The 16,901-nt window shown below is 68.8% G+C and carries 16 protein-coding genes; 10 read left to right on the top strand and 6 right to left on the bottom strand.

Going from position 1 to position 16,901, the window contains the following annotated elements; genetic code table 11:
- The first annotated feature begins 181 nt into the window (after positions 1–181).
- The 4 genes from MAE01_RS02795 (at position 182) to MAE01_RS02780 (ending at position 4,510) form a co-directional block, all read left to right on the top strand.
- On the top strand, positions 182–1,231 hold the full coding sequence (locus MAE01_RS02795) for a sensor histidine kinase (protein WP_229718231.1): 1,050 nt from the start codon (positions 182–184) through the stop codon (positions 1,229–1,231).
- 345 nt (positions 1,232–1,576) lie between these two features.
- Positions 1,577–2,716 carry a TIGR03364 family FAD-dependent oxidoreductase gene (locus MAE01_RS02790; RefSeq protein ID WP_229718230.1) on the top strand — a complete coding sequence of 380 codons (1,140 nt, stop codon included), beginning with the start codon at positions 1,577–1,579 and terminating at the stop codon, positions 2,714–2,716.
- Positions 2,713–3,420 (top strand): HAD family hydrolase, encoded by a 708-nt coding sequence (locus MAE01_RS02785; RefSeq protein ID WP_147038029.1) that lies wholly within the window; start codon positions 2,713–2,715, stop codon positions 3,418–3,420. Before MAE01_RS02790 ends, MAE01_RS02785 begins: the two co-directional genes overlap by 4 nt.
- Position 3,421: 1 nt before the next feature.
- Entirely contained in the window at positions 3,422–4,510 is a 1,089-nt protein-coding gene (locus MAE01_RS02780) for an alcohol dehydrogenase catalytic domain-containing protein (protein WP_147038028.1), read from the top strand.
- On the opposite strand, the gene MAE01_RS02775 is transcribed toward MAE01_RS02780, so the two are convergent.
- The gene (locus MAE01_RS02775) at positions 4,497–5,552 is read right to left on the bottom strand and encodes a hypothetical protein (RefSeq protein WP_147038027.1); all 1,056 of its coding nucleotides are present in this window, start codon (positions 5,550–5,552) and stop codon (positions 4,497–4,499) included. The genes MAE01_RS02780 and MAE01_RS02775 overlap by 14 nt on opposite strands.
- 64 nt (positions 5,553–5,616) lie before the next feature.
- On the opposite strand from MAE01_RS02775, the gene MAE01_RS02770 reads away from it, so the two are divergent.
- Complete coding sequence (locus MAE01_RS02770) at positions 5,617–6,558, top strand: EamA family transporter (protein ID WP_147038026.1); 942 nt, start codon at positions 5,617–5,619, stop codon at positions 6,556–6,558.
- A 2-nt stretch (positions 6,559–6,560) separates the two neighbouring features.
- Here MAE01_RS02770 and MAE01_RS02765 read toward each other — a convergent pair whose 3' ends face one another.
- Positions 6,561–7,307 carry a YidC/Oxa1 family membrane protein insertase gene (locus tag MAE01_RS02765; protein ID WP_147038025.1) on the bottom strand — a complete coding sequence of 249 codons (747 nt, stop codon included), beginning with the start codon at positions 7,305–7,307 and terminating at the stop codon, positions 6,561–6,563.
- A 65-nt stretch (positions 7,308–7,372) separates the two neighbouring features.
- Positions 7,373–7,660, bottom strand: coding sequence for a DUF6412 domain-containing protein (locus tag MAE01_RS02760; RefSeq protein WP_147038024.1), 288 nt, complete (start codon positions 7,658–7,660; stop codon positions 7,373–7,375).
- 45 nt (positions 7,661–7,705) lie between these two features.
- Between MAE01_RS02760 and MAE01_RS02755 the strand changes: the two genes are divergently transcribed.
- The 3 genes from MAE01_RS02755 to MAE01_RS02745 all read left to right on the top strand — a co-directional run bounded on the left by MAE01_RS02755 (position 7,706) and on the right by MAE01_RS02745 (position 11,007).
- Positions 7,706–8,740, top strand: a complete 1,035-nt coding sequence (locus tag MAE01_RS02755) for an NAD(P)H-dependent flavin oxidoreductase (RefSeq protein WP_147038023.1) — start codon at positions 7,706–7,708, stop codon at positions 8,738–8,740.
- A 72-nt stretch (positions 8,741–8,812) separates the two neighbouring features.
- Positions 8,813–10,282 (top strand): amino acid ABC transporter substrate-binding protein/permease, encoded by a 1,470-nt coding sequence (locus MAE01_RS02750; RefSeq protein WP_229718229.1) that lies wholly within the window; start codon positions 8,813–8,815, stop codon positions 10,280–10,282.
- Positions 10,279–11,007: an amino acid ABC transporter ATP-binding protein gene (locus MAE01_RS02745; protein WP_147038022.1), complete on the top strand. Its 729-nt coding sequence runs from the start codon at positions 10,279–10,281 to the stop codon at positions 11,005–11,007. Before MAE01_RS02750 ends, MAE01_RS02745 begins: the two co-directional genes overlap by 4 nt.
- A gap of 63 nt (positions 11,008–11,070) precedes the next feature.
- Here MAE01_RS02745 and purU read toward each other — a convergent pair whose 3' ends face one another.
- Positions 11,071–11,934, bottom strand: a complete 864-nt coding sequence (gene purU, locus MAE01_RS02740; protein ID WP_147038021.1) for a formyltetrahydrofolate deformylase — start codon at positions 11,932–11,934, stop codon at positions 11,071–11,073.
- Between the two features lie 83 nt (positions 11,935–12,017).
- Between purU and MAE01_RS02735 the strand changes: the two genes are divergently transcribed.
- A complete protein-coding gene (locus MAE01_RS02735; protein ID WP_147038020.1) occupies positions 12,018–12,473 on the top strand; it encodes a glutaminase in 456 nt (151 codons plus the stop codon).
- Between the two features lie 166 nt (positions 12,474–12,639).
- Here MAE01_RS02735 and MAE01_RS02730 read toward each other — a convergent pair whose 3' ends face one another.
- Positions 12,640–13,353, bottom strand: coding sequence for a glutamine amidotransferase-related protein (locus MAE01_RS02730; RefSeq protein ID WP_147038019.1), 714 nt, complete (start codon positions 13,351–13,353; stop codon positions 12,640–12,642).
- A 116-nt stretch (positions 13,354–13,469) separates the two neighbouring features.
- On the opposite strand from MAE01_RS02730, the gene MAE01_RS02725 reads away from it, so the two are divergent.
- Entirely contained in the window at positions 13,470–16,007 is a 2,538-nt protein-coding gene (locus tag MAE01_RS02725; RefSeq protein ID WP_147038018.1) for an ATP-dependent Clp protease ATP-binding subunit, read from the top strand.
- Positions 16,008–16,196: 189 nt separating this feature from the next.
- On the opposite strand, the gene MAE01_RS02720 is transcribed toward MAE01_RS02725, so the two are convergent.
- Complete coding sequence (locus MAE01_RS02720; protein WP_147038017.1) at positions 16,197–16,805, bottom strand: LysR substrate-binding domain-containing protein; 609 nt, start codon at positions 16,803–16,805, stop codon at positions 16,197–16,199.
- Positions 16,806–16,901 lie beyond the last annotated feature (96 nt).

Here is a 16,901-nt window from a genome sequence, read left to right as displayed (position 1 = left end):
GGTGAACACTATGACCTTTTGGGAGCAGCTCGCGCGTGCCCTTGGCATCATTCGCTAGAGTACCTGGCGAATAGGAGATAATAAAGCTATGGCCCGAAGTCGGTCGAATGGGGAGGATCCCGGGGTTCTCCGATTGGCGAGGGCAGAGTCGCTGAACCTACTCGAACGCATTGCGATCCTGGTGGTCCTTGGCATTCTCATAGCCGTCGACATCTTCAATCTCGCCTTCAACCCTGATATCGATCTACCCCAATCGCTCCTCAGCATCGCGACCACTGCGGTCTTCGCGCTGTTCCTCTGGTCGCCTTGGATCGCTGTCGCCGCGCTGGGCATCGTGTTCACGTTGTCGTTCGTCACGAACACGGAGTTCGGGGTGATCCTGGCGGCGTCTGTCGGCGTCGGCCTTGTGATGCGGCTCGGGCAAAGTGCGCTGATCCTCGTGTACGTGGGTGCCTTCCTCGTGGCGACCGGGATCGTCGCCTATGGCGATCTGGGAATCCCAGTCAACGTCGGCATTTATCTGATCATCGCCACTGTGGCTGGTGTCATCGGCTTCGCGTTGCGGATGGCCTCAGCCCGGGGCCATCGTCTGGAAGAACAGCTCGTGATCCAGGCGGAGCAGGAGAAAGAAGCAGTACTCGCCGAGCGGCGATGGATCGCCGGCGAGCTTCACGACAGCATCGCCCACCACCTCACCGTCGTGGCGTTGCATGTCCAGATGCTCGACGATCCCGACATCAGCCGTGACTCGCAAGAGGCGATCCGCACGGCCGCCAAGAAGGCGATGGCCGATCTGCGCTTCGTGATCGAGCTCGCCGATGACGGCCCGCGCACCTCGGCGGTTCAGACCGGCGACCTCGCAGAAGCCGTCGACGAGGCGCGATCCGAGATCGAATCCGCCGGGCACCCCGTCGTCAGCACGGGTGACCCGCGCGACACGCGTCTTCCTCGCATCGCCGAGATCGTCCTGGCGCGAATCGTCCGCGAGTCCGCGACGAACATCCTCAAGCACGCGGGGCCGGGGGAAGTCAGCATCCGACTCGATGTCGATGACGAGTCGGCTGCGCTCTCGATCCGCAGCCCGCTTCCGGCGACTCCCCGGCGAGACCTGCCCTCCAGTGGAACCGGCCTCAACCGCATGGCCGAGCGTGTGATCGGCGCAAGCGGCGAGTTCAGCGCCGAGGCGGTCGACGGCCAGTGGCGGGTGTCCGCCCGTCTGCCGATCGCCTGAGCCCGAGCACCCTCGCATGGGATCTGGACGAAAGTCCAACACATTGTCGACCTTGGTTGCTTATGACCTGCAATGACAAGTTCTAGCTTCGGTAGTACCCCAGAAATAGCGTCCCCAGCGCTGACCGCGGGCGTGTGAGATCTGATCGCCACGCTCGCGGTTTTTTCTGCCCGCGGCAGAGCGTTCCGGCTGCTCGTTCAGCGTGCGTTCACCCGCTGAGAGCGCCGTGGAATCTCAGGTGAACGCGAGGCAAACTCTTCCGGGTTCGGCCCGAGACGCGAGATTTCCGGTGCGACAGTGGATTTCGATCCCTCGCACCGAAAGGCCATCATGTCGCGTCACTCCGTGGCCTCAGATACCGCTGATCTCGTGGTCGTCGGCGCCGGCATCGTCGGTCTCGGCGCGGCATACGCCGCCGTGCGTCGTGGTCTGCGCGTGATCGTCGTCGATCGCACGGCATCGCCGGTCGGCGCGACGATCCGCAACTTCGGCCACCTGTGCATCGGCGCCCAGACCGGCCTCGCCCGTGACTTCGCAGATACCGCGCGGGAGACATGGCTGCGTCTGTCGACGGACGCCGGATTCTGGCTGCGGGAATCCGGAACCCTGATCGCTGCAAGCCGCATCGACGAGCTCGCGGTGCTCGAGCGCGCCTCCGTGGACGGCGGCGTTCGGATGCTGACCGCCGGAGAGCTGCGGCACCGTGCCCCGCTGCGCGCGGGTGCCGTCGTCGGAGGTGCGCACATCGAGTCCGACCTGCAGACCGACCCGCGCGAAGCCGTCGGCGCGATCGTGCGTCACCTGACCGCACTCGGGGTCGAATTCCGCTTCCGTACCGCCGTCACAGCGGTGTCCGGCATCCGCGTCGAGACCACGCGCGGCGCGATCGACGCCGGCCGGGTCGTCGTCGCGATCGGACACGACATCGACCAGCTCCTTCCCGATCTCGCAGAGCAGGTCGGCGTCATCCGCTGCGCCCTCGACATGATGCGAGTCAGCGCGACGATGCCGCGCGCACTCGAGGCGCCGCTCCTCACGGGCTGGTCGCTGCTGCGCTACGGCCGGTTCGGTGGCTACGCCGAGACCGCCGCGCTGCGCGAGCGGATGCACGCCGAACGCCCCGATCTCGCCGCGCTCGATCTGAATCAGATGTACACGCAGCTGCCGGACGGCACGCTCATACTCGGCGACTCGCACCGCCGCGCGATCCAGCCCGGTCCGTTCCAGCCGGAAGCCGCGTTCGATGCCTTCCTCGAAGAAGCGCGTGCGCTGTTCGAGATGGACAGCATCCGCGTGATCGAGCGATGGCAGGGCGTCTACGCATCCGGGCCGGATGAGTTCCTCATCGAGGAGCCGGAACCCGGCCTGCACGTGATCGCTGCGACCACCGGCATCGGCATGACCTGTGGTCTCGGCCTTGCCGAGCACACGCTTCGAACAGCAATCGAACGGGCCCCACAGCTCGCACCAGGAGGAGAATCATGACCGCCATCGAACTCGTCGTCCTCGACATGGCAGGAACGACCGTCCGCGATGACGGCGTGGTCGAGCAGGCCTTCCAGCGCGCGGCCGAACGCACCGGCGTCGCGGATCGGATGCCGTGGCCGCAGGCTCTGCAGTACGTCCGCGACACCATGGGGATGTCGAAGATCGACGTCTTCACGCACCTCGCCGGCGGTGACGTCGCCGCGGCCATCGCCGCGACCGCGGCGTTCGAGGCCGCCTATTCCGAGATCATCGCCGAGCAGGGCGTCCTGGAGATCCCCGGCGCGGCCGAGGCGATCGTCGGACTCCGCGACGCCGGGCTCAAGGTCGCTCTGACCACCGGCTTCGCACCGGTGACCCGTGACGCGCTGATCGACGCGCTCGGCTGGCACGAGCTCATCGACCTCGCGCTGTCCCCGGTCGACGCGGGTCGCGGCCGGCCCGCTCCTGACCTCGTGCTCACCGCGCTCCTTCGCACCGGCACGCCTTCGGTGCAGGCCGTCGCAGTCGTCGGCGACACGAGCAGCGACGTCGAGTCGGGCCGCCGCGCCGGTGCCGGCTTCGTCGCCGGTGTGCTCAGCGGCGCGCACGACCGTGACGCGCTCGCCGATGCGGATGCCGTTCTGGACGACGTGACAGCGTTGGCCGGGGCGCTCGTCGAGCGCGACCTCGTCGGCCGCGTTCTCGCAGCACGGACGCCGTGACATGCGGGTGCTGGCGCCGCACGAGGCGCGGTACGACGTCAATCTGAGGCCCGCCGCCACAGCGCGGGTGTGGCTCGGCGCCGGACAGGCGCACGAGACGGTCGCCGTTCCCGGGGTCGCCCTCGGTTACAACGACGCCCTGGTCGCGGTTGAGCTGTCGACCATCTGCGGGTCGGATGTGCACACCGTCGCAGGCCATCGCTCGGCACCTGCCCCGCTGGTGCTTGGCCACGAGAGTGTCGGCAGGATCATCGCGCTCGGGGAGCACGGCGTGAAGTCTGTCGACGGGGTCGAACTGCGCCTCGGCGATCGTGTGGTGTGGTCGGTGACGGTCTCGTGCGGCGAGTGCGACCGATGCACGGCGGGCTTTACGCAGAAATGCCGGACGCTCGCCAAGTACGGTCACGAACGGATCGGTCCGCGCTGGGAGCTGACCGGAGGATTCGCCAGCCACGTCCACCTGCGCGCAGGCACCGCGATCGTGCGCGTGCCCGAAGCGCTGCCGTCTGCCGTACTCGCACCTGCGTCATGCGCGACGGCGACCGCGTGGGCCGCCGTCAGCCGCGGAGCCGCGGGGCGCCCGCTCGAGGGCGTGCGCGTCCTCGTCTACGGCGCCGGGCTCGTCGGGCTGTCGGCGGTGGCGATCGCCGCGGATGCCGGCGCTCAGGTCACCGTGATCGATCCGTCGGCGCAGCGCAGGGCGTTCGCCGAGCGATTCGGAGGGACAGCCGCGACGGCACCGATGGCCCCGGCGGACATCGTGATCGAAGCATCCGGTCATGCCGTCGCCGACGCGATCGCCGCGGCGGACGTCGGAGGAACGGCCGTGCTGGTCGGCAGCGTCTTCCCCGCCGACCGCGTGCCGTTCGACGCGGAGGATGCCGTGCGGCGCCTGCTCACGATCGCCGGCGTGCACAACTACACCGGAAGGGAGCTGGCGGCCGCGGCGGGGTTCCTGACCGGCACGGGACGCGCCTACCCATTCGCGGAAGTCGTCGGGGAGGTGTTCGCGCTCGCCGAGGTGGATGAGGCGATCGCCGCGGCATCCGCACCGGGAGCGCCCCTGCGCGTCGCGATCAACCCGCGTTGATTCTGTCGCGCTCATCGCCTGCGGAAGGCGGCGCTGTCTGAGCGAGGGCCGGAATCAGCCGCGCGGCGGCGAACAGCGATGCGGCGGCGAACGTCGCCACCGCGAGCCCTGGCTGCGCGATCGTGGCGGCGGCGAGGAGCGTGCCGGCCGCGATCCACAAGAGCCTGGAGACTCGACCACGCCGCACCGGTGCGGAAGCCGCGAGAGTCGCGCCCGCAACGGCGAGCAGCGTTCCGATGCCGACATTGATCACCCAGACGCTCAACCAGGTCTCACCATCCGGCAGCGGGTCGGCGCGCGGGAGCGTCACTGTGCCGAGCCAGCCGGCTGACCACAGCAGCGGTACGAACGCGAGGACCGTGAGAGTGCGCGCCCGGGTGCTCTCTCCTCGTGCACCGAGCAGTACGAGGATCCCGCTCAGCAGCGCGACGGCAGATCCGAACAGGAGCGTGAGGCCGGGAAAGATGTAGCCGATGCCGTCGGCACACATCCAAGCACCGGCAGCCTCACCCTCGGTGCCGTAGGAACACCCGAAGTGAAGCTGTTCGCGCAGCATCCCGATCGCGCCCAGCGACGTGAACAGCGCGACGAATCCCCCGACGATCAGAGTGAGAACACGCGCCGTGATCGACGTGTCGGCGTCTCGCGCGGCCGGTCTGCCGCCTGGCCGGCCGGCAGCGGCACGAGCGGCGGAGATGTGCACAACGGTCGTCACCGCCGCCGTGGCGACCATCGGCACGAAGTAATGGCCGCGGGTCAGCACCCAGGACGCCAAGGCGGCGAGTGCGACCGATGCCGCCCCCGAGATCACGAGGGTCCGAGGAATGGGCGCGGACAGGGCCGAGGCGAGCAGGACCAGTCCCATCGGCACGACGCCGATCAGTAGACCGGATCCGCCGATCAGCAAGAGCGAGAAGACGCTCAACGGCAGCCCGAGCATGATGCCGTAGACGACTGCGGCGATCACACCGCACAGCCCACCCGCGACGACGGGCACCCACGCCGTGCGCCGTGCACCGGCGGCGATCCGAGTCGAGGTCACCCGTCGAACCTATCGCGGCCCGCACGATTGGACGAGGACGTCCCGCGGGGAGCACGCTGTGTACGTGACCTCGACTTCGTCCTCTCGCCCCGCCGTCGGCGTGGTGCTCGTGATCGGGTCATGCCTGTCGCTGCCGTTCGGCGCGGCCATCGCCGCGCAGCTCTTCCCGGCCCTTGGCGCCTGGGGCGTCACGTCGCTTCGGATCGGGATCGCCGCGCTGATCCTGCTCGTCATCGTGCGGCCGAGGACCCGTGGTTGGAGCCGTCAGCAGTGGCTCGCGGCGGTGCTGTTCGGGGTGTCGCTGGCCGGCATGAACGGCTTCTTCTACTCCGGGATCGAGCGCGTTCCGCTGGGACCTGCGGTCGCGATCGAGTTCCTCGGTCCGCTGATTCTGGCGGCCGTTCTCACCCGCCGGCTGATGGACGGCGTGTGGGTCGCGGTCGCCCTGATCGGCATGGGGCTGCTCGGGCTCGACGGGATGCTGGGTGGCGAACCGCTCGACCTCCTCGGCGTCGTCTTCATTCTGATCGCCGCAGCGTTCTGGGTGTTCTACATCCGGATGAGCGCCAAGGTCGGCGAGTCCATCCCCGGCAGCGGCGGCCTCGTGGTCGGGCTGCTCGTCGCGTCCGTCCTGCTGCTCCCGGTCGGCATCCCGACGGTCGCCGCAGTGGACGGCGACATGATGCTGCTTCTGCTCGCGTTCCTCACCGCGGTGCTGTCGTCGGTGATCCCCTACAGCTTCGAGCTTGCAGCTCTCCGTCGTCTGCCGCAGCGCGTTTTCGGGGTGCTGCTCAGCCTCGAGCCCGCGTTCGCGACGCTTGCCGGCTGGCTCGTCCTCGGCCAGTCGGCGACGCCGCTGAAGCTCGCCGCCGTCGCGCTCGTCGTCGCGGCGAGCGTGGGCACGGCGCTGGGGGTGCGTCGAGAGAAGCGCCGCGTCGACGGCAAGAGCGGCCCGGACGGGCCGCCTGCCGTCTTCACCGGCACGATCCCTATCGTTCCGAACTGACCTCACACGGGCACCGGAAGCGGATAGCGACGGCGCAGGACCACACGCTGCACGAGCGTCCATGCCACGGTGACGGTCAGATAGAGCGCTGCGGCCAGCGGCACGAACACCGCGAAAACCGCCGTCAGGTAATGCATCGCGCTCATCATGCGCAGCATCCCGGGGGAGGAGAGCGGCGAGTCGTCGACCGGCGCCGGGCGGAACACGCGCCGGGTGACCTCGGCGACGACGATCATGATCGCGATCAGTGCGAGGTACACGAGCAGCGTCGGCAACGAGAAGGGGCCCGCGAACAGCATGTGCACCAGGCTCGTGCCCAGCGAGGCGCCGAACAGATCGTGCGCGAGCAGCTCGTTCGCGTGCCCCGCGATGTCAGTGCGCAGGAACAGCGTGTAGAGGATGCCGACGACCGGAGCCTGCAGCAGCACCGGCAAGCATCCCGCGAAGGGCGAGGTGTTCTCGTCCTTGTACAGCTGCATGGTCTCGCGCTGCAGGCGCTCGGGGTTTTTCTTGTGGCGCTTCTGCAGCTCGCGGAGCTTCGGCGCGAGGCGTGCACGCGTCCGCTCGGCCTTCGCCTGAGAGACGCCGACCGGGATGAGGAGCGCGCGAATGAGGAGGGTGACGAGGATGACGGCGGCTGCGGATGCGGCGCTGCCGGCGAGAGGTTCGAGCGCTGCAGAGAGCGCGGTCAGCGCGCCGTAGGCGGCGTCGAGGATCGCCGCGATCGGCGGGAAGGCATAGATGTCCAAGGAGGTGTCCGTTCTGGGTGTCGGGAGAGTCGGCTGAAGGCCGTGCTCCCGTCACGAACGGACGGTCACACGGCGCGCACGACTCCCGGCGCCCTGGGACGCGGATGCCCGGCGGCTCCCGGGTCGCTCTGTGAGAGCAGAGTGGACGGATCGATGGCGCGCAGCGGGTGCGGGGCGGAACCCTGCCCTGCCTGCACGACGCCGAGCGTGATCGCGACGACGAGCGCGGCGACAGTCAGCAGGGCGACGGCGAGAGTGAGGGCGGCGAGGTCGAGCGATGCCAGATCGGGCATCGCGATCAGGCCGAGCGCAGACAGCATGAGCTGCATCAGCTGCTCGATCCCGTCCGCCATGTCACAGAGGCTACCAGCGACCCCCTGAGGCGTAGCCTCGGATTCATGAGCGACCTGCGCGAAGTCCTGGGCATCCGGCATCCGATTCTTCTCGGAGCGTTCGGCGGGATGTCGTCCGTCGCTCTGACAGCGGGGGTGAGCGAGGCCGGCGGGCTCGGCGCCTACGGGCTGTACGGCTACGACGGCTCGCGGATCCGTGACACGGCCGCCGCGCTGCGGGAGGCGACCGACGGGCCGTTCGCGCTGAACATCTGGCTGCCGACCGGTGACGAGGTCGAACCCGGTCCGCAGCACACCGTGTTCGCGCAGGCGCTCGAGCCCTTCTACGAGGCGGTCGGGGTAGAGATTCCGCACCGCCCCGAACGCTATCTGCCGACACTCGACGAGCAGCTCGACGCGATCTGGGATGCCGCGCCGGCGGCCCTCAGCGTCGTCTACGGAGTGCCGTCGGCCGAGGTCATCGAAGAGGCGCATCGCCGCGGCATCCGCGTCATCGGCACCGCGACGACGGTCGCCGAGGCGGTCGCGCTGGAACAGGGCGGCGTCGACGTCGTCGTCGCCTCGGGCGCGGAAGCCGCCGGGCACCGGGTGTCGTTCCTGCGTGACGCGGCGGAGTCGTTGGTCGGCACGTTCGCCCTCGTGCCGCAGGTGGTGGATGCCGTCGGCATCCCCGTGGTCGCGGCCGGCGGCATCGCCGACCGGCGAGGCGTGGCGGCGGCCCTCGCTCTGGGCGCAGCCGGTGTGCAGGTGGGCACGGCGTTCCTCGCGACCCGGGAGTCCGCGGCGAACGACGCCCACCGTGCGGCGATCCGCACGACGGCCGCCGATGAGAGCGTGCTGACTCGAGCGATGAGCGGCCGGCTCGCTCGCGGCGCCCGGAACCGTGCAGTGCGGGCGATCGAGGCGAGCGGCACGATCGCGCCGTTCCCGATGCAGAACTGGCTGACCGGGCGCTTCCGAGCTGCGGCGGGCGAGCAGAACCTCGGCGAGCTACAGTCGCTCTGGCTCGGCCAGGCTGCCCCACTTGCGCGACTCGACAGCGCTGACGAGGTGTTCGCGGAGCTCATCGTCGGGCTGTGACGTCCAGATCGCGGGGTTAGGCTGGATGACCGCGGCTGTCCGGTCGTATCACCGATCCGAGGAGCATCCGTCGTGATCCGAAATCTTTCAGAACCCTCGCGTTCGCTCGGGCGCAGGATCGCGGCGCTGGCGATGACCGCCCTGGTCGCGGCCGGCGTGCTGTTCGGCGTGGCAGCGCCGGCCACAGCTGCCGACGAGGGCGAGACCTACGTCATCGGCACCGACACGACGTTCGCCCCGTTCGAGTTCACGAACTCCGACGGCGATCTGGTCGGCATCGACATGGACCTGCTCCGCGCGATCGCCGATGACCAGGGCTTCGAGGTCGAGATCCGGCAGCTCGGCTTCGACGCCGCAGTGCAGGCGCTGCAGTCCAACCAGGTCGATGCCGTCATGGCCGGAATGTCGATCACCGACGAGCGCAAGCAGGCGTTCGACTTCAGCGACCCGTACTTCACCAGCGGCATCCAGCTCGGGGTGCTCGAGGCGAGCGACATCCAGTCGCTGGACGACCTCGACGGCAAGACCGTCGCCGTCAAGACCGGCACGCAGGGGCAGACCTTCGCCGATGACAACAAGGACGAGTACGGCTTCCGCGTGACTCCGTACCAGGACACGACGGACATGGTCGATGCGGTCAAGGCCGGCCAGGCCGTCGGCTACTTCGAGGACTTCCCGGTCCTCGCCTACGGCATCCAGCAGGGATCCGGCTTCCGTCTGATCGGCGAGCCCGAGCTCGGCGGCGAGTACGGCTTCGCGGTGAACAAGGGGATGAACCCGGAGCTGCTCGAGATGTTCAACGCCGGCCTCGCGAACGTGCAGGAATCCGGCGAGTTCGACGAGATCGTCGACCGCTACCTCGGCGGCGGCGAGCAGTCGACGCAGCCGACCGACATCATCTCGGTCGCCATCCAGTACTGGCCCGCCCTGATGGAGGGTCTGTGGCTCACGATCCTCTCGACGATCGTCGCGATCGTCGTCGCCTTCATCCTCGGCATCGTGTTCGGCTTCGGGCGCATCTCGAAGTTCTTCCTGTTCCGCTGGGTCTCGACGGCGTACGTGTACGTGTTCCGCGGCACCCCGATCCTCGTGCAGGCGTTCTTCGTTTTCTTCGCGATCCCGCAGCTGTTCCCCGGGCTCACGTTCAACCCGTTCGTCGCCGGTGCGATCACGCTGTCGCTGAACACCGGCGCGTACATGACCGAGATCATCCGCGGCGGCATCCAGGCCGTCGATCCCGGTCAGAACGAGGCGTCGCGGTCGCTGGGCCTCGGCCAGTGGAAGACCATGCAGAAGGTCGTGCTGCCGCAGGCGTTCCGCATCATGATCCCGTCGTTCGTCAACCAGGGCATCATCACGCTGAAGGACACCTCGCTCATCAGCGTCATCGGGCTCGCGGAGCTCACGTTCCAGTCGCGGCAGATCATCGCCTCGACGTACCTGTCGGCGCAGGTGCTGACCATCGTCGCCATCATCTACTTCGTCGTGATCACGCTGCTGACGCTGCTCGCGAACCGCCTGGAGAGGAAGTTCAACGCATGAGCAAGATCGACGTCCGAGACTTGCACAAGTCCTTCGGGAGCAACGAGGTCCTCAAGGGCATCGACCTCACGGTCGCCGACGGTGAGGTCGTCGCGGTGATCGGCCCGTCGGGCTCGGGCAAGTCGACGCTGCTGCGCTGCCTGAACAAGCTCGAGGAGCCCACCAGCGGCCAGGTGATCATCGACGGCGTCGACCTCACCGACAAGAGCGTCAAGCTCGACGAGGTGCGCCAGCGCATCGGCATGGTGTTCCAGCACTTCAACCTCTTCCCGCACATGACCGTGCTGGAGAACATCACGCTCGCGCCGATCGAACTCGGACGGCTCTCCAAGACGGCGGCCCGCGAGCGCGCGCTGGCTCTGCTCGAGCGGGTCGGACTCTCGGAGAAGGCGGATGCCAAGCCCGCATCCCTCTCCGGCGGTCAGAAGCAGCGCGTCGCGATCGCCCGCGCGCTGGCGATGGACCCCGAGATCATGCTGTTCGACGAGGCCACCAGCGCCCTCGACCCCGAGATGGTCGGCGAGGTTCTGCAGGTCATCCGCGACCTGGCAGAGGGCGGCATGACGATGGTGCTCGTGACCCACGAGATGGGCTTCGCACGCGAGGTCTCGGACCGCACGGTGTTCATGGACGCCGGAGTGGTCGTCGAGGAGGCTGTGCCTGCCGAGCTGTTCGGTGCGCCGAAGAGCGACCGGCTGAAGGACTTCCTCGCCAAGGTGCTCTGAGACCAGCACCACGAAGAACGGCCCGGGCGATCGCCCGGGCCGTTCTTCGTGTTCGAGGAAACGTCAGAGGATGACGGTCGAGCGGCCGTGCACGATCACGCGGTCCTCCGCGTGCCACTGCACGGCGCGGGCGAGCACCAGCCGCTCGACGTCGGCGCCGCGGCTCTGCAGCTCGGCGGCCGACTCGGAGTGCGTCACGCGCGTGACGTCCTGCTCGATGATCGGGCCCTCGTCGAGGTCTGCCGTGGCGTAGTGCGCCGTCGCGCCGATGAGCTTGACACCGCGCTCCTTGGCGCGCGCGTACGGGTTCGCGCCGATGAACGCGGGCAGGAACGAGTGGTGGATGTTGATCACCGGTGCGCCGATGCGCTCGATGAAGTCGTCCGTGAGGATTTGCATGTAGCGGGCGAGCACGACGAGGTCGACGTTGCCCTGGAGCAGCTCGAGCTGGCGCGACTCCATCGCCGCCTTCGCCTCGGGACCGGTTCCGCCGGGGATGTGCACGAACGGCACTCCGAACGTGCGCACCGCCTCGGCGAGGTCGGGGTGGTTCGAGACGACCATCGTGATGTCGACGTCGAGCTGCCCGCGCTGCTGACGCCACAGCAGTTCCATCAGGCAGTGGTCGTACTTCGACACGAAGATCGCGACGCGCTTGCGGCGTGAGGTGTCGTGCAGCGACCACTCCATGCCGAACCTCTCGGCCACCTCTTCGATCGATGCCTCCAGCGCGGGGCGGGAGGCTGCGAGCCCTGGCAGGTGGATCACCGTGCGCTGGAAGAACCGTCCGCCCTCGGCATCCGTCGAATGCTGATCGAGCGAGATGATGTTCGCGCCGTGCTGAGCGAGGACGTTCGCGACGGCGGCGACGATCCCGGGCTGGTCATCGCAGGCGATGAGCAGGCGTGCGGTATCGGTCTGAGACATGGATGCTCCTTGCAGGGGTGTGCATCGATTCTGCCGCGTTCGCGGCGGCGGTGACGAATCGGGGGCGCGAGTAGCCTGAATCCGTGACCTCCGCCGCCGAACTGATCGCCGACGCGCGTGGCGCGCTCGAGGGCATCCCGAAAGAGGGGCTCGGCGAGGAGCGCTCCTCGCGCTGGCGCGGCGACCGGATCGTGCGCGTCGGCGAGGCCTGGCACGTCGGTGTGCTGCTGCTCACCGACGATCGGACGCTCGTGACCGCCGAGATTCTGCGCGCCGCCGACCCAGGACGCCGCGGCTACACGGCCGAGTCGGCCCGCGAGCGCGCCGCGCGCAGGCAGATGGCGCTGCGCGGTGGATTCGGCGAGGGAGAGGTCGCGCACATCGGCTGGACGGTCGTCGACCTGGATGCCGTGGATGCCGGCGGCTCGTCCGGTCCGCTCGCCATGCGCGACGGCGTGCCGATGGTGAACTGGTCGGGCAGCGCGTACCGCCCGCTCGAGGCGTACCTGCGCGAGCAGCTCGAGCTGCTGCGGCCGTAGCTCTGGCTTCGACTCCCTGCGGTCGCTCAGCCCGTTTCGTCTGCGGCGGCTGCGCCGCCTCCGCTCAACGACCCGCACTGAGCTCAGTGTCTTTGCGGGTCGTTGAGCGAGCGGAGCGAGACGAAACGGGGTGAGCGAGGAGCGCAGCGACGAGTCGAAGCCGGCCCTAGCCCAGCATCGCCGCGAAGCGGCGAAGCAGGTCGGTGCCGGTGACGGATGCCGCGAGCACGCGCTCGGCCGTCAGGTCGTACTCCCGCGGGTCGAAGTACCCCGTGGTCCGGTAGTACGCCATCCGATCCACGAAGTCCTGCGGGGTGACCTCGGGGTGGAACTGCGTCGCATAAAGCCGGTTCCCCACCCGGTACGCCTGCACGGGGCAGTCGTCGTTCGTGGCGAGCAGCACGGCTCCGGGCGGCGGCTCGATCGAGCCCTCCTTGTGCGCCGTGAGCACCGACATCGCAGGCGCCGACGGGCCGAAGATCGGATCCTCGGCGGCGGCCGAGGTGATGCGCACCTGTGTGGCCCGCGTCGACTCCGGCACTGCGGAGCCGACCGTGCCGCCGAGCATCCGCGTCACCACTCCGATGCCGTAACAGGTGAAGAACGCCGAGAGCGGGCCGTCGAGCGCGGCCCGCGCGAGTCGCTCGAGGTCGCCCTCCACCCGCCGCTGCAGCTCGCCTCGCTCTTCCACGACGACGTTGAACGGTGACCCGCCGACGACGATTCCGTCGTACTGCTCCGGCACAGAGGCGTCCAGCGGCGTCTCGAGCAGATCCCACCGGTCGAGCGAGGGCACGCCGAGTGCTCGCCGGAACGACTGGTGCTCGGCATCCGCCGCGCCCTGCTCCGGCCTCACGCAGACGTACAGGATCGAGGCCACCTGAGAATTCTATTCGGCCGGGCGGGAATATCCTCCGCCGGAGCGTGTTGAACTTGAGTGCATTACGCTCAACTTCGTACTTGAGTGATGTACGCTCAACTTTTCAGGAGGACACAGTGCCCAACGACTTCAGCGACACCGGCGCAGGCTCGTTCGACGACTTCCTCGCCCGGTATCTCGCGGGCGAACAGTCCCGGCAGGCCCGATCCATCGACCTCAGCCGGTTCCTCACCGCGCGCACCCAGCGGATCCTGCAGCGCGCCGGTCGGTTCGCCCTCGAGCGCGGCCAGACCGAACTCGACGCCCTGCACGTGCTGCGCATGATCGTCGAGGACGACACGGTCGTGCGCGCGATCGAGAACATCGGCGTGCAGCCCGCGCAGATCGTCGAGGCCGTCGAGGCCCGACTGCCGCTCCCCGGCGAAGCGACCGGAGTGGCCGCCGCCACGATCACGCCGAGCGCGAGCCGCGCGCTCTTCCACGCCTACCAGGTGGCACGCTCTGCCGGCGCCACATACATCGATCCGGAGCACCTGTTCTTCGCGCTCGTGCTCGGCCAGGATGTGCCGGCCGGTCAGGTCCTCGCCCGCGCCGGCGTCACGGCCGAGGCACTCACCCAGGGCGCGCGCGAGCACGTCACCGCCCCGGTCGGCGGCGAGACCGCCGACGCGGAGGCCACGGCATCCGAGTCGCCCATGCTCGACAAGTACGGCTCCGACCTCACCGCACGGGCGCGCGAGGGCGCGCTCGACCCCGTGATCGGCCGCAGCGACGAGATCGAGCAGACCATCGAGATCCTCAGCCGCCGCACCAAGAACAACCCGGTGCTGATCGGTGAGGCGGGCGTCGGCAAGACCGCGATCGTCGACGGCATCGCGCAGGCGATAGTCGACGGCGCCGTCCCCGCGCAGCTCGCCGGCCGCCGCGTCATCGCGCTCGACCTGCCCGCCATGCTGGCCGGCACCCGTTACCGCGGTGACTTCGAGGAGCGACTCACCCAGACCATGGACGAGATCGACGCGCACAAGGACGAGGTGATCGTCTTCATCGACGAGGCGCACACTGTGGTCGGCGCAGGCGGAGCCGGCGAAGGGGCGATGGATGCCGGGAACATCCTCAAGCCCCGCCTCGCCCGCGGCGACCTGCACATGGTCGGTGCGACCACGCTCAAGGAGTACCGCCAGATCGAGAAGGACCCGGCACTGGAACGCCGCTTCCAGCCGGTCAAGGTCGACGAGCCCTCCATCGAGGACGCCGTTCGGATTCTCGAGGGGCTGAAGGACGCCTACCAGCAGCACCACGCGGTCACCTACACGGATGCCGCGCTGCGCGCCGCCGTGACGATGAGCGCCCGCTACCTGCCGGACCGTGTGCTTCCTGACAAGGCGATCGACCTGATCGACCAGGCGGGCGCCCGGCTGCGGCTGAAGCTCGGCCTGCCCGAGGACCCGTCGGCGCTGCTGGCGGAACTCGCCGACCTCGAGTCGCGCAAGAACGCCGCCGTGACTGCGGAGCAGTACGAGGAGGCCTCGCGGCTGCGCGATGAGATGGCGGCGGTCCAGGCCCGGATCGATGCGGCATCCGCCGGTCGCACCGACGACGCCGCAGCGATCGTCGACGAGCGCGAGATCGCCGAGGTGATCGCGCGTGCCACCGGCATCCCGGCCAGCAGGCTCACCGAAGACGAGCGCGAGCGTCTCGCCGATCTCGAGGCCGACCTGCACGCGCGCGTGATCGGTCAGGACGACGCCGTGGCCGCGGTGGCACGTGCCGTGCGACGCAGCCGCACCGGCATGGGCGACGCCCGCCGCCCGGTGGGATCGTTCCTGTTCCTCGGTCCGACCGGCGTCGGAAAGACCGAGCTGGCGAAGGCTCTCGCCGACCGCCTCTTCGACGACGAGAACGCCGTGATCCGCTTCGACATGAGCGAGTTCGGCGAGCGGCACACGGTCTCGCGGCTCGTGGGCGCCCCTCCGGGATACGTCGGCTACGACGAGGCGGGACAGCTCACCGAGCGCGTGCGACGCAACCCGTACTCGATCGTGCTGTTCGACGAGATCGAGAAGGCGCACCCCGACGTGTTCAACCTGCTGCTGCAGGTGCTCGACGACGGCCGCCTCACCGACGGTCAAGGCCGCACGGTCGACTTCCGCAACACGGTGATCGTGATGACCTCGAACATCGGCTCGGAGTTCCTCGCCTCGCGTTCGGGAGCGCTCGGTTTCGTGTCTTCGCAGGATGCTTCCGCGAACGGGTTCGCGTCTCAGGCCGACCTCCGCGCACGCGTGATGGGCAAGCTCCGTGAGGCGATGCGTCCGGAGTTCCTGAACCGGATCGACGAGATCGTGCTGTTCCAGAAGCTGACGCGTGACGAGCTCGGACGGATCGTGCGGCTCATGCTCCAGGCGACGTCCGCGCGGCTCGCGGAGCGTTCTATCGCTGTCGAGGTCACGGACGCCGCGGTCGAGTGGCTGGGCGAGCACGGGTACGAGCCCGAATACGGTGCGCGGCCACTGCGCCGGCTGATCCAGCGCGAGGTCGACGACCGGATCGCGGACCTGCTGGTGTCGGGGGAACTCGCGGACGGCGGCGCCGTGCAGGTGGATGCCGGAGCCGAGGGCCTCGCGGTACAGGCCCCCGTCCTGGCGGCCTGATCGGAAGGTGGCTTCGACTTCCTTCGGTCGCTCAGCCCGTTTCGACTTCGGCGCTTCGCGCCTTCGCTCAACGACCCGCACTACTGTGCCCTGCGGGGTGCGGTGCGGTGCGGTGCGGTGAGCGTCAGCGAGACGAAACGGGGTGAGCGAGCGCCAGCGAGTCGAAGCCAGGCTCCGAATCGCTCGGCCTCACCGCGAGGAGTTCGCGGTGCGTCCGCGGACGATCCCGATGAAGGTCTCGACGTCCTCCGTGGTCCGATCTCGCCGCCAGGCGAGGACGACGGGGGACGTCGGTCCTGCCAGCAGGGGGCGGTAGCCGACGTCCTTGCGCTGGTGCAGGCGCGCCAGCGACATCGGTACGACGACGATGCCGACACCCGATGCGGCAGTGGCGATGGCATCCGCCGTCGTCGCGAGCGGCGAGAACTTCGGCGCGACGGTCGGCAGCGACAGTGGGCCGAGCACGTCGTCGAGCGGGGTGATCAGCACTTCACCGACGAGGTCGTCGGCGGTGAGCTGATCTGCGGCCATGAGGTGCGACTCCGCGGATGCCACCACGACCGGAACCTCGTCATACAGCGGGATGACGTGCAGATCGTCGGCATCGTCGAGCGGTCTGCGCACGAGCGCGGCATCCAGGTCGTCTATCGCTGTGCGCTGATCGGCGAATTCGATCGGCACGAGTTCCAGGAGGACTCGCGGCATCCGCTGCTTCCAGGTGTCGATCCACTTGCCTGGTGTCGCGCCGGGGACAGCGCCCAGCCGGAATGTGCGGGGGGTGGACGTGCGCGATGCCATGCGTTCAGGCTACTCGGCTGTTCATGTCGAGTTCACGGCCACGTCAGGTTCTCTATCCGCGCTGGTCGCTCTGCGCCCGTTAGCTCGTGGAGGTCG

This window comes from Microbacterium aerolatum (genome assembly GCF_007988825.1).
Lineage (GTDB): Bacteria > Actinomycetota > Actinomycetes > Actinomycetales > Microbacteriaceae > Microbacterium > Microbacterium aerolatum.
Note: the sequence above shows the minus strand (reverse complement) of the source record. Positions and strands in the feature narration are given on the sequence as shown.